Raw genomic sequence first — 11,874 nt, forward strand, 5'->3', positions numbered from 1 at the left:
CCGGGTGGTAGACGACGCACGTGAGCATCCCACCGCCACCCGGCCAGCCGTCCGGCCCTCCGTCCGGCCCGCTAGGGCCGCCCACCGTCGTCACGCCGCCGCCTCGGCGCCCCTGGTGGCGCAGGTCCGGCGTGCTCATCGGCGCGGCAGCGGTGGTGGTCGTCGCAGCGGTGGCGGTCGCACTGGTGCTGACGCGGCGCGGCGGACAGGGCACGCCGACGGTCGACACGGCCTCGCAGGCCCGGAGCGTCACCAGACGGGTGGCGCTGACGCCCGCGGACTGGGGGTCCGACTACGTCCGGGGCAGCCGGTACGAGGACGACGACAGGTCGACGCTGTTCGCCGACGCCGACTGCCAGCTGGTGCGACAGCCGGGCGTCAACATGCTGGCCTACCTGGACCGCTCCGTTCACACGGCGAGCAAGTCGGTGTATGCCACGTCGACGGTCATCGTCTACCGCGACGACGGCTTCGCCCAGGCCGATGTCGCCCGGTTCCGGTCGGACGCGCAACGGTGCGACAAGGAGTCCAAGGCGAACAGCAAAGTGCGGTGGGAGGACATCCGGCAGACGGACATCCCGACGGTGAAGGGCTTCGACGACGCCGTGTCGGCCGAGGAGGGACACACGGTCACCGCTACGACCGGGCAGAAGGCGGACAGCTACTACACGACCGTCATGGGCCGCAAAGGACAGTTCGTGCTGATGGCGTCCGTGCAGCGCCAGTCGTCCGCAGGGCAGAACCGCGAGGATGCGCTGAACGCCCTCTCCCTCATGCTGAGCCGCCTGTAGACAGCGGTCGGGGCCCGATCCGTCAGTGGATCGGGCCCCGGCTCGCCGCTCGGTCAGGTGCTCTGCTGGCCGTAGGCCGGGGCCGCGTCGGCGCTCTGGTCGTCGTCGGTCTGCGGGCTGTAGCCCTCCGGCAGCTGGATGCTCTGCATGAGCTGATCGAAGTCGGCCTGCATGGCCTCCGCCTGGTCCTCCGAGCCGAACAGCGCGATCATGAGCAGGTGATCGTCGACGGTTGCGTACAGGATGTGACCGTAGGTGCCGTCGTCCGAGGTGAGATCCGCCTCCAGCTGTGAGCCGTCGTTCGTGCGGGTCTGATTGACGTTGCTGGTACTGAACTCCTGGTCGGGGCTCTGGGCGTTCTGGTTCAGAAGCTCCAGGTGCTGCTGGAGCATCTCCTCGGGGTCGAGGTCGCTGCCGTCGTAGACCGCGAAGCCGATGCTCCCGTAGTCGGTCTCCACCCAGTGGTCGCGGCCGTCGAGCGGGTCGGTCTGGGTCTCGGCCTGTCCGGGCAGGTCCATCGAGATGCCGCTCTCCTGGTCGGTGGCCGTGGTCCACTGCGCGGTGGAGCCGGCGTCGGTGCCGGAGGTACCGATGTTGCCGGAATCAGCGCTGCTCGGATCGGCGCCATTGGAATCGGCGCCGCCACCGGCAAGGCCGTCGTCAGCGCTGCCGGAATCAGCGCCGCCGGAATCAGCGCCGCCGGTGTCGGCGCCGCTGGGGTCTATCGCGGCCCCGGACGTGGCTGCGGCGAGCGGGGCCGGCGGGGCGGCGAACGCGGCCGTGGGAAGCAGTGCGCCTCCGGTGATCACGGTGGTCGAGGCGGCGAGCAGGGCCAGGCGCTGGAGACGAGTCATGGTGATGCACATCCTGAGAAGTAGGGGGTGTCGGCGAGTGCCTTGCATCCATTAGGGCTCGGTTCCCGAAGTGGGTCATGCCATGAGATTTCGTGACTTGACCGGCAGCCGTGTCTCGCCCACACTGCGCGGTCCCTCGTTCGGGTGGGGCGCCGGATTCGTGTCGGCTGGGCCGGATCGGGGGGAATGACGTCGATGTGCGCGATCGTTTTCCGGAAGCACGGAAAGCAGACGGTTCGGGCCGATCTACCTTCACGGAGGTGTGCGCCATGGCCGATGCCGCATCGCGGCTGAGGACTATTGCCGAGCAGATGCTGGGTGCCCCGCTCCCGCTACGGGTGCGGGCCTGGGACGGTTCACAGGCCGGGCCGCCGGGCGCCCCGGCGCTCGTCGTGCGCAACCGCCGGGCGCTGCGCCACATGCTGTTCAAACCGGGCGAGCTGGGGCTCGCCCGCGCCTGGGTCTCCGGCGACCTGGGCATCGAGGGCGACCTGTACACCGCGCTCGACGCGATGGCGGGCCTCGTGTGGGAGCGCGGGGAGGACGCCCGCAGCCTCGCCCAGGCCGTGCGCGACCCCGAGGTCCGGGCCGCCGCCCGCGACCTGCTGAAACTGGCCGGCCCGCCGATCCCGCCCGCCCCGCCGCGCGAGGAAGCCCGCAGACCGGGCCGGCGCCTGCACACCCGGCGCACCGACAAGCGGGCCATCAGCCACCACTACGACGTCGGCAACGACTTCTACGAGATCGTCCTCGGCCCCTCCATGGTGTACTCCTGCGCCTACTGGGAGGAGGACGGCAGCCTGGAGTCCGCGCAGCGCGACAAGCTCGAACTCATCTGTACCAAACTGGGCCTGAAGAAGGGTCAGCGGCTGCTGGACGTCGGCTGCGGCTGGGGCTCCATGGCCATCCAGGCGGCCCGCGAGCACGGGGTGAGCGTCGTCGGGGTCACCCTGTCGCAGGAGCAGGCGGCCTACGCCCGTAAGCGGGTCGCCGACGAGGGACTGACCGACCGGGTGGAGATCAGGGTCCAGGACTACCGGGACGTCATGGACGGACCCTTCGACGCGATCTCCTCCATCGGCATGGCCGAGCACGTCGGCGCGGAGCGGTACCTGGAGTACGCCTGCCAGCTGCACGCCCTGCTGGGGCCCGGCGGCCGGCTGCTCAACCACCAGATCGCCCGTCGCCCGCACCGGGCCGAATCGGATTACCGGGTGGACGAGTTCATCGACGCCTACGTCTTCCCCGACGGCGAACTCGCCCCCCTCGGCACCACCGTCACGCAGCTGGAACGGGCCGGTTTCGAGGTCCGGGACGTGGAGTCGATCCGCGAGCACTACGCCCGCACCCTGCGCCGCTGGGTCGCGAACCTGGAGGCCGACTGGGACCGGGCGGTCCGGCTCACCAGCCCCGGCCGGGCCCGCGTCTGGCGGCTGTACATGGCCGCCTCCGCGCTCGCCTTCGAGCAGAACCGCATCGGCGTGAACCAGGTCCTCGCCGTCCGCACGCCCGAGTCCGGCGCGTCCGGGCTCCCGCTGCGGTCCCGCACCTGGCACGGCTGACACGGCGAAGGGCCCCGCCCTGCACCAGGCAGAGCGGGGCCCTTCGCGGCGTACCGCTACTCGGCCTTGATCGCCGCCAGCATGTTCAGCCGGGCCGCGCGGCGGGCCGGCCACAGGGCGGCCAGGACGCCGACCGCGCCCGCCAGCAGCAGGAAGACGGTCATCCGGTCCCAGGGCAGGACCAGTTCGTAGGTCGGCAGCTTCGTGCCGAGCAGCTCGCCGGCCGCCCAGCCGAAGAACACGCCCAGACCGATGCCGAGCACCCCGCCGAACAGGGAGATCACCAGGGACTCCAGGCGGACCATGCGCTTGACCGCCCTGCGGTCCAGGCCGATCGCGCGGAGCATGCCGATCTCCTGCGCCCGCTCGAAGACGGACATGGCCAGCGTGTTGATGACACCGAGCACGGCGACGATCACCGCCATGCCGAGCAGGCCGTAGACCATGTTCAGCACCTGCGTGAACATCTTCCCGATCTCCTGGGAGATGTCCTGCTTGTCCTGGACCTTGATCGCCGGGTTGGTGCCGAGCGCCTTCTCCAGCGCGTCCTTGGCCGCGCCGGACGCGCCGTCCGCGGTCTTGACCATGACCTGCATGTCGGCCGGGTCGGTCAGGTGCGGGGTGAGGACCTTGTTGTCGAGGATGATCCCGTTGAGCATGTCGTTGCCCTCGTACACCCCGGCGACCGTCAGCCGCTGCGCCTTGCCGTCCTCGAAGTGCGCGGTGAACTGCGAGCCTGCCTTCCAGCCGTGCTCCTTGGCCCGGTCCTCGTCCACGACGATCCGCTTGCCGCCCACCGTGAAGGAGCCGTCGGTCACCTTCAGGTCGGTCAGCTTGCCGAACGCCGCACCGTTGACGCCGGTCAGGAACTCGGTGCCGCCGTCGATGCGCGACTCGCCGTTGCGCAGTGGGCTGCTGACGGTGACTCCGTCGGCGGAGGCGAGCTTGTCCGCCACATCGGGGGAGAGCGGACCGCGGTTGGCCATCGAGACCACGTAGTCCGCGCGGATCGCCGAGCTGGCCATCTTGTCGATGGACATCTGCAGGCTGGCCGCCATCACCGTCATACCGGTGATCAGGGTCAGGCCGATCATCAGCGCGGATGCCGTGGCCGCCGTCCGGCGCGGGTTGCGCAGCGAGTTCTGGCGGGCCAGCTTGCCCGACACACCGAAGGCGCGCAGCACCGGGGAGGCGGCGGCGATCAGCGGGCGGGACAGCAGCGGGGTCAGGACGAACACACCGACGATGAGCAGGACCGCGCCGATGCCCATCAGGCCCTGTCCGGTGTCGGCGTCCATCGTCGTGGCCGCGAGGATCACCGCGACGCCGGCACCCGTGAACAGGGCGCCGAGCGTGTTGCGAAGGACCAGCGACTTCGTGGTGGCCTTGGCGTGCACGCTGCTCATCGCCGCCACCGGCGGGGTCTTCGCGGCCCGGCGGCCGGGCAGCCATGCTGCCAGCATGGTGATGACGATGCCGACGGCCAGGGCGGTCGCCACCGTGCCCGGGCTGATCACCAGCGGGCCGCCGGGCAGGGTCGCGCCGAAGGAGCCCAGCAGGGAGCGCAGGCCCGCCCCGATGCCGATGCCGGCGGCCAGGCCGGTCACACCGGCGACCGTGCCGACCGCGAACGCCTCGATGAGCACCGAGCGGGTGACCTGGCGGCGGGAGGCGCCGACCGCACGCAGCAGGGCCAGCTCCTTGGTGCGCTGGGCGACCAGCATGGTGAAGGTGTTGGCGATGATGAACGTGCCCACGAAGAGCGCGATGCCGGCGAAGACCAGCAGGCCCTGCTTGAGGCCGCTCATCGAAGAGGAGATCATCTCGGCCTGGTCGTCGGCGAGCTGCTTGCCGGTGGTGGTCTCGACGAGCTTCGCGGGCAGGGCCTTGTCCAGCGCGGCCTTGAGCGCGGACTGGCTGGTACCTGCCGCGGCCTGCACGTCGATCTCGTCGTAGGTGCCCTTCTTGCCGAACAGGGCCTGCGCGGTCGGCGTGTCGAACAGGGTGAGGCTGCCGCCCGCGGCGACGTTGCCGTCGTCGGTGGTGAAGATGCCGCTGACGGTCGGGGTGAGGACCGGGCCGTCGACGGACAGGCGCACGGTGTCGCCGACCTTGTAGCCGGCGCGCTTCGCGGTCTCGGAGTCGATCAGCACCTCGCCCTTGCCGCGCGGTGCGTGGCCGCTGACCAGCGGGTAGCGGGGGTCCTTGGTGCCCCAGTAGTTGCCGCCGGCGGACTGCCAGTCGCCGCCGACGAGCTTGCCGTCCTTGTCGGCGACGGCGGTGAAGCCGGTGACGACACCGGTGGCGGAGGCGGCCCCGGGGACCTTGGCGGCCCTGTCGAGCAGGGCCTGGGTCAGCTCGGCGGACTTGCCGACCTTGTTCCCCTGCGAGTCCTGGTACTCGGGCTGTACGGCGACGTCGACCCGTTCGAAGCCCTTGGCGGAACTCTTCTGGAGCGCGTCGGAGACGGAGTTGGTGAAGACGAGGGTCCCGGAGACGAACGCCACGCCGAGCATGACGGCGAGCACGGTCATCAGCAGCCGGGCCTTGTGCGCGAGAACGTTGCGCAGGGCTGTGCGGAACATCAGCTGGTACGGCCCTTCGCGTCGAACTGCTTCATCAGGTCCAGCACCGAGTCGGCGGTGGGGCCGTACATCTCGTCGACGATCCGGCCGTCCGCGAGGAAGATCACGCGGTCGGCGTAGGCGGCGGCCACCGGGTCGTGGGTCACCATGACCACCGTCTGGCCCAGCTCGCGCACGGAGTTGCGCAGGAAGCCGAGGACTTCGGCGCCGGAGCGCGAGTCCAGGTTCCCGGTCGGCTCGTCACCGAAGATGATCTCCGGCTTGGAGGCGAGGGCCCGGGCGACGGCCACCCGCTGCTGCTGGCCGCCGGAGAGCTGGGAGGGCCGGTGGCTCAGCCGCCCGGACAGGCCGACCATCTGGATGACGTGGTCGAGCCACGTCTTGTCGGCCTTCCGGCCCGCGATGTCCATCGGGAGGGTGATGTTCTCCAGCGCGGTCAGCGTCGGCAGCAGGTTGAACGCCTGGAAGATGAAGCCGATCTTGTCCCGGCGCAACCTGGTGAGCTGCTTGTCCTTCAGGGAGCCCAGCTCGGTGTCGCCGATGCGCACCGATCCGGACGAGAAGGTGTCCAGTCCGGCCACGCAGTGCATCAGCGTGGACTTGCCGGAGCCGGACGGCCCCATGATCGCGGTGAACTCGGCCTGGCGGAAGTCGACCGAGACCTGGTCCAGGGCGACCACCCGGGTCTCACCCTGCCCGTAGATCTTCGACAACTCCGTGGCGCGTGCGGCCACGGCGGTGGTCCGGTCGGCGGTGGGTGTGGTGGTCACGGGACGGTGCTCCTGTCGGGACGACGTGTCTTCGGGGGACTGCTCCATCGTCTCGGCGCGAGGCGCGCGTGTAGTCAGTCGCTGCTCCGGTTCCGAAGGGCGACTGGGGTCGGACTGGAGGCCGCCGTGTCATACCTGGGGAGGACGGGCGACCCCGAGTCGAGAACAGGTGGAACGCCCTTGTTCAGACGGTGAAATTCCGTCATTTCACGTACGCGGACACACGCGTCACGTCACGCTATTGGCAAGTGCGGATGGCGCGTTCCCTGGGCTGATGCACCCTCAGGCGCCAATAAAATAAGACAACATAGGTCCACCGTTCCGCTGTCCGGGGGATGGGTCCCGATAGGCTCGGACCCTCGAAGCGGAGCCCAATGGCCTGCCCGGATGGTGGAATGCAGACACGGCGAGCTTAAACCTCGCTGCCCCTTCGCGGGCGTGCCGGTTCAAGTCCGGCTCCGGGCACCTTCCGCCTCTGACGCACCCTCGGAACCGCCGCACGACCGTTGCCGGCGGGCTCGTGCGGCCCGAGGCTCGCGCCCGGTCGTGGTGTCGCCGCCGTCGCATCGGCTTCCCCGGAGTCACCGGGGGCCGCTCCGTGACCGTGTACGCACCGACCGAGGTCGGCAACCGCGCCACGGACGCCACCCCCTTCGACGCCCGCCTCCAGCGGGCCCGGCTGAGCGGATCGCCTCCTGCCGAGCGGCCGGGACCGGCCCGGCGCAGGCGTACGCCGGGTTTCCCTCCGGTCAGGGTGAGGTCTCGTCCGTGTACCGGCTTCGTCAGGGAAGACGCTCTTCCGTGGCCGGGAATCAGTGCCGCGCGTAGCGTGTTGCGCAGCACGGCAGGGGAAAGATCCTCCTCAAGTATCATGGTCGATCCTTTGCCAATCCATTACTCTTGAGCCCAAGGCTGCGCTCGGCAGCCATGGAGGAGTGAAATGAGGAGCAGCAACCCGGTCTTCTCGCGACGGGGGTTCAGCCGCGACAACGGCTACGCCGGCTTCAACACCGCACCGCAGGCCGGGTACGCACAGGGGAACCCCTACGCGCAGAATCCCTACGCGCAGAACCCTTACGCCCAGCAGGGTGCCCCCGCCGGCGCCCCGCCCCAGGCCCCGGCCACCACCGACCGGATGACGATGGACGACGTCGTCGTCCGTTCGGCTCTCACGCTCGGCACGGTCGCCGTCGGCGCCGTCCTCGCCTGGGTGCTGCTGCCGGTCTCCGGCACCAGCTACGCCCTCGCCTTCGGCTCCGCGCTGATCGCGTTCGTCCTGGCGATGGTGCAGAGCTTCAAGCGCACCCCGTCGCCCGCGCTGATCCTCGGGTACGCCGCCTTCGAGGGCGTCTTCCTGGGCGTCTTCAGCGAGATGTTCAACAGCCGGTGGAGCGGTGCGCCGTTCCAGGCGGTGCTCGGCACCATGGCGGTCTCGGGCGCGACCCTGCTGGTCTACAAGGCAGGCTGGATCCGCGTCACCGCCCGCTACGCCCGCATCGGCCTCACCATCGCGATGGCGTTCCTCGTCGTCACGGCGGTCAACCTGCTGCTGGTCGCCTTCGGTGCCGCCCCCGACGGCGGACTGCGCAGCTTCGGCCCGCTCGGCGCGATCGTGGGCATCATCGCGATCCTGCTCGGCGCGTTCTTCCTGACCCTCGACTTCAAGCAGATCGAGGACGGCATCGCCTACGGCGCCCCGCGCAACGAGTCCTGGCTCGCCGCGTTCGGTCTCACCATGACCCTGGTGTGGATCTACGTGGAGATGCTGCGGCTGGTGGCGATCTTCAGCAGCAACGACTAGCGCGACGCCTCGTCGCACGGCAGGGCCCCGGACTCCTTCCGGGGCCCTGCGTCGTCTTCTTCGCCGGGTGCTGCACACCTTCTTCGCCGGGTGCTGCACACCGGCTAGAGCAGCTTGCGGGCCGCCCTGCGCAGGTCGTACTCGTGCACGATCGCCTTCGCGTGGCCGTACGCGAGGTCGTACTCGTGCCGGAGCCAGCTGACCTTCTCCTCGAAGCGGAAGAGAGCGGGACCTTCTTCGACGGTGCGCAGCCAGTCGGTGACTTCACGACCGGTGCAATGGGGGATGCGGGCGAGCAGATTGCGGTGGGTCTCCTCGGAGAAGACGTGGGACATCGGCGCCTCCGAACGCAAAGGGGATGTAAGCCGGTCCTTCACGTCACCGTGCCTGAGCGTTCGCGTATTGGCAACAGTGCGGCACGTTACGCTCGGCGCGTGGTTGATACGACGCCCTTGACCCGAGCAGTGGATCACTTCGCCGACCGGTTGCGCGCGGCGCCGCAGAGCCGACTCCAGCGGAGTGCGGCGGCGGAGGCCCTCGGCCTGGCCCGGGAGTTGGCCCGGTGGGCCCAGGCTGTGGAGGAGCCCGGGAGCGAGCCTCGGGAGATGCCGGACGCGGGGATGTTCGCGGTGGCGGATCAGATCCTCGTGGCCGCGCACGACTTGGCCGTGGTGCTGGAGAGCGACGACCAGGTCGCCGAGGCCGTGCGGCTGGTGGAGGAGGCGCGCGAGCGGGCGGGGGTCTGACGTGCGTCGGCGGGTGCCGGGGCGTGAGGGTTGCCCGCGCAGCTCCTCGCGCCCCTTCGGGGCGCGCACTACAGCGACGCTATGACCCTGTCCGCCAGGATGTAGACCATGTCCTCGCCGCACGCGAAGGTCAGGGTGTAGGCGCCGGAGACGCCCGAACCGCCCAGCAGGTACGGGGATTCACCGGCCTCCAGAGCCGTGGCCAGGCGTTCCGCGGTCTCGCGGTGGCCCGGGGTCATGCACAGGGTGGTGCCGTCGGCGAAGACGTAGACGTCGAGCGTGCCGAGCGGGCCCGGGCGGACGTCGGAGAGTTCCACGCGCTCGGCGGCCAGCTGCTCCAGCGTGGAGACCGTGCGCTCGTGGTCGTTCACGGCCGGAGACTGCACCGGGACGAAGTCGGGGTGCGAGGGGTGCCGGCGACGGGCCGCGGCCAGCTCCGGGGACTCGGTGGGGGCGCTTCCCTGGATGAAGTCCTTCGCGGAGAACTCCTCGGCCTCGGCCGCCTCGGAGACCGGCTCCAGCGGCTCCAGGCCCACGAAGTCGGTCTGCCGGGGCAGGAACAGATCGACCTCCGGCAGGCCGAGCGGAGTCGGGACGTCGGAGGCGTCACGGGCCTCCTGCGCGGCCCAGAAGGCGCGGGCCTCGGCCAGCTCCCGCTCCCGCTCCTCGGCGAGCGCCTCCGCCACGGCCGCGCGTATCTGCTCGGCGTCCGCGGTGGTGCGGGCGCTCGGCAGCAGGGCGCGCGTGGTGGCCGCCTGGTTCTCACCGAGCTGGCACTGCAGCTCGGTCAGCTGGCGGCGCAGCTTCAGCACGGTGCGCAGGACGGCGACGCCCACGGCGCCCGTGGCAGCCGTGGTGAGCAGCAGGGCGATCGGCATGGCGCTCACTGACATACTCCCGGTTCAAAGTCGACCCCCGACTTCCTACATCAGCTTGAAGGGCGGACTAACCAGCTGTCAGTGCGTAGCGTCACGAAACGGACGGGACTTTTTCCTCACGGGTCCGCGTCGGACCGTGCTGACCTGGGCTGACCTGCGCCGATGTGTCCGGCGAGCGAGATAGGTCACATCCTGGGGGAGATTGGATCACGGAAAGGCCCAGAACCTTGGATTCCCCTCGGTTCCGGGCCTTTGTGCAACGTACCGTGTGCAGCTCGCTACGGACGGTGCGTCAGCTGAGGCGCTCGATGACCATCGCCATGCCCTGGCCGCCGCCGACGCACATCGTCTCCAGGCCGAACTGCTTGTCGTGCCACTGCAGGGAGTTGATCAGCGTGCCGGTGATGCGGGCGCCGGTCATGCCGAAGGGGTGGCCGACGGCGATGGCGCCGCCGTTGACGTTCAGCTTGTCGATGTCGATGCCGAGGTCCCGGTAGGAGGGGATCACCTGGGCCGCGAAGGCCTCGTTGATCTCGACCAGGTCGATGTCGTCGATGGTCAGGCCCGCGCGCCGCAGCGCCTGCTTGCTCGCCTCGACCGGGCCGAGGCCCATGATCTCGGGGGAGAGGCCGGAGACGCCGGTGGACACGATCCGGGCGAGCGGGGTCAGGCCCAGCTCGCGGGCCTTGGTGTCGGACATGATGACGAGCGCGGCGGCGCCGTCGTTGAGCGGGCAGCAGTTGCCGGCGGTGACGAGCCCGTCCGGGCGGAAGACCGGCTTGAGGCCCTGGACGCCCTCCAGGGTGACGCCGGCGCGCGGGCCGTCGTCCTTGCTGACCACGGTGCCGTCGGGGAGCGTCACCGGGGTGATCTCGCGCTCCCAGAAGCCGTTCTTGATGGCTTCCTCGGCGAGGTTCTGCGAGCGGACGCCGAACTCGTCCATGTCCTGGCGGGTGACGCCCTTCCAGCGGGCCAGGTTCTCGGCGGTCTGGCCCATCGCGATGTACGCGTCGGGGACCAGGCCGTCCTCACGCGGGTCGTGCCACGTGGTGCCCTCCTGCTGGGCGACGGCGGCGGTGCGGGCCTCGGCCTCGGCGAAGAGGGGGTTGTGCGTGTCCGGGAGGCCGTCGGAGCTGCCCTTGGTGAAGCGGGAGACCGTCTCGACGCCGGCCGAGATGAAGACGTCGCCCTCGCCGGCCTTGATGGCGTGCAGGGCCATGCGGGAGGTCTGGAGGGAGGAGGAGCAGTAGCGGGTGACCGTGCAGCCCGGCAGGTGGTCCATGCCCATCTGTACGGCGACGATCCGGCCGAGGTTGTGGCCCTGCTCGCCGCCGGGGAGGCCACAGCCGAGCATCAGGTCGTCGATGTCCTTGGGGTCCAGCTCGGGGACCTTGGCGAGCGCGGCCTGGATGATCGTGGCGGTCAGGTCGTCGGGGCGCAGGTCCTTGAGGGAACCCTTACCGGCGCGTCCGATGGGGGAGCGGGCGGTCGAGACGATGACGGCTTCGGGCATCACGGCTCCAGTGGCGGAAGTTTTCGGGCTGGCCACGTCGGAAGTTACCTGGCCGTAGTCGAGAGGTCACCGGTGTCGCGGTGTGACACTGACCGCAATTGTCTAAGCGCTTGCTTGGTTCACCGGGTCCTCGCCCACCCACCTCCCGACTCGGTAGCCCGAGAAGCTCGGCTCGAAACGTCCCGGCGGCCGTCCGGCCGGCCCCCCGCCCCCGGACCACCCAGGGGCTCCGCCCCCGGACCCCCGGCCCTCGCCCACCCACCCCCCCGACTCGGTGGGCCGAGAAGCTCGGCTCGAAACGTCCCGGCGGCCGTCCGGCCGGCCCCCCGCCCCCGGACCACCCAGGGGCTCCGCCCCCGGACCCCCGGCCCTCG

10 protein-coding genes and 1 tRNA gene are annotated in these 11,874 nt (G+C 70.3%); 5 read left to right on the plus strand and 6 right to left on the minus strand.

Features of this window, described 5'->3' with window-relative positions; translation table 11 throughout:
• Nucleotides 1–20 precede the first annotated feature (20 nt).
• A complete protein-coding gene (locus ACZ4SF_RS19950) occupies nt 21–791 on the plus strand; it encodes a hypothetical protein (RefSeq protein WP_468385928.1) in 771 nt (256 codons plus the stop codon).
• Nucleotides 792–844: 53 nt separating this feature from the next.
• On the opposite strand, the gene ACZ4SF_RS19955 is transcribed toward ACZ4SF_RS19950, so the two are convergent.
• Nucleotides 845–1,645, minus strand: coding sequence for a hypothetical protein (locus ACZ4SF_RS19955; RefSeq protein ID WP_468385931.1), 801 nt, complete (start codon nt 1,643–1,645; stop codon nt 845–847).
• A 269-nt stretch (nt 1,646–1,914) separates the two neighbouring features.
• Between ACZ4SF_RS19955 and ACZ4SF_RS19960 the strand changes: the two genes are divergently transcribed.
• Entirely contained in the window at nt 1,915–3,207 is a 1,293-nt protein-coding gene (locus ACZ4SF_RS19960; protein ID WP_468385934.1) for a class I SAM-dependent methyltransferase, read from the plus strand.
• Between the two features lie 56 nt (nt 3,208–3,263).
• On the opposite strand, the gene ACZ4SF_RS19965 is transcribed toward ACZ4SF_RS19960, so the two are convergent.
• Nucleotides 3,264–5,792, minus strand: coding sequence for an ABC transporter permease (locus ACZ4SF_RS19965; RefSeq protein WP_468385936.1), 2,529 nt, complete (start codon nt 5,790–5,792; stop codon nt 3,264–3,266).
• On the minus strand, nt 5,792–6,562 hold the full coding sequence (locus ACZ4SF_RS19970) for an ABC transporter ATP-binding protein (RefSeq protein ID WP_468385939.1): 771 nt from the start codon (nt 6,560–6,562) through the stop codon (nt 5,792–5,794). Before ACZ4SF_RS19970 ends, ACZ4SF_RS19965 begins: the two co-directional genes overlap by 1 nt.
• Nucleotides 6,563–6,943: 381 nt before the next feature.
• Here ACZ4SF_RS19970 and ACZ4SF_RS19975 point away from each other — a divergent pair.
• Nucleotides 6,944–7,027 (plus strand) — tRNA-Leu (locus ACZ4SF_RS19975).
• 475 nt (nt 7,028–7,502) lie between these two features.
• Nucleotides 7,503–8,363 carry a Bax inhibitor-1/YccA family protein gene (locus tag ACZ4SF_RS19980; RefSeq protein ID WP_468385941.1) on the plus strand — a complete coding sequence of 287 codons (861 nt, stop codon included), beginning with the start codon at nt 7,503–7,505 and terminating at the stop codon, nt 8,361–8,363.
• A gap of 104 nt (nt 8,364–8,467) precedes the next feature.
• On the opposite strand, the gene ACZ4SF_RS19985 is transcribed toward ACZ4SF_RS19980, so the two are convergent.
• The gene (locus tag ACZ4SF_RS19985) at nt 8,468–8,698 is read right to left on the minus strand and encodes a DUF4287 domain-containing protein (RefSeq protein ID WP_468385944.1); all 231 of its coding nucleotides are present in this window, start codon (nt 8,696–8,698) and stop codon (nt 8,468–8,470) included.
• Nucleotides 8,699–8,797: 99 nt separating this feature from the next.
• On the opposite strand from ACZ4SF_RS19985, the gene ACZ4SF_RS19990 reads away from it, so the two are divergent.
• Nucleotides 8,798–9,109: a hypothetical protein gene (locus ACZ4SF_RS19990; RefSeq protein ID WP_468385946.1), complete on the plus strand. Its 312-nt coding sequence runs from the start codon at nt 8,798–8,800 to the stop codon at nt 9,107–9,109.
• Nucleotides 9,110–9,177: 68 nt separating this feature from the next.
• Here ACZ4SF_RS19990 and ACZ4SF_RS19995 read toward each other — a convergent pair whose 3' ends face one another.
• Together ACZ4SF_RS19995 and ACZ4SF_RS20000 are read right to left on the minus strand one after the other, a co-directional pair.
• The gene (locus ACZ4SF_RS19995; protein ID WP_468386011.1) at nt 9,178–9,987 is read right to left on the minus strand and encodes a hypothetical protein; all 810 of its coding nucleotides are present in this window, start codon (nt 9,985–9,987) and stop codon (nt 9,178–9,180) included.
• A 292-nt stretch (nt 9,988–10,279) separates the two neighbouring features.
• Complete coding sequence (locus ACZ4SF_RS20000) at nt 10,280–11,500, minus strand: acetyl-CoA C-acetyltransferase (RefSeq protein WP_468385949.1); 1,221 nt, start codon at nt 11,498–11,500, stop codon at nt 10,280–10,282.
• Between the last annotated feature and the right edge of the window lie 374 nt (nt 11,501–11,874).

This window comes from Streptomyces sp. NPDC027663, from assembly GCF_055566415.1.

Coding starts and splice junctions, on each gene's coding strand:
- ACZ4SF_RS19955 (WP_468385931.1), bottom strand. CDS start 1,645: ATGACTCGTCTCCAGCGCCTGGCCCTGCTCGCCGCCTCGACCACCGTG.
- ACZ4SF_RS19960 (WP_468385934.1), top strand. CDS start 1,915: ATGGCCGATGCCGCATCGCGGCTGAGGACTATTGCCGAGCAGATGCTG.
- ACZ4SF_RS19965 (WP_468385936.1), bottom strand. CDS start 5,792: ATGTTCCGCACAGCCCTGCGCAACGTTCTCGCGCACAAGGCCCGGCTG.
- ACZ4SF_RS19980 (WP_468385941.1), top strand. CDS start 7,503: ATGAGGAGCAGCAACCCGGTCTTCTCGCGACGGGGGTTCAGCCGCGAC.
- ACZ4SF_RS19985 (WP_468385944.1), bottom strand. CDS start 8,698: ATGTCCCACGTCTTCTCCGAGGAGACCCACCGCAATCTGCTCGCCCGC.
- ACZ4SF_RS19995 (WP_468386011.1), bottom strand. CDS start 9,987: ATGCCGATCGCCCTGCTGCTCACCACGGCTGCCACGGGCGCCGTGGGC.
- ACZ4SF_RS20000 (WP_468385949.1), bottom strand. CDS start 11,500: ATGCCCGAAGCCGTCATCGTCTCGACCGCCCGCTCCCCCATCGGACGC.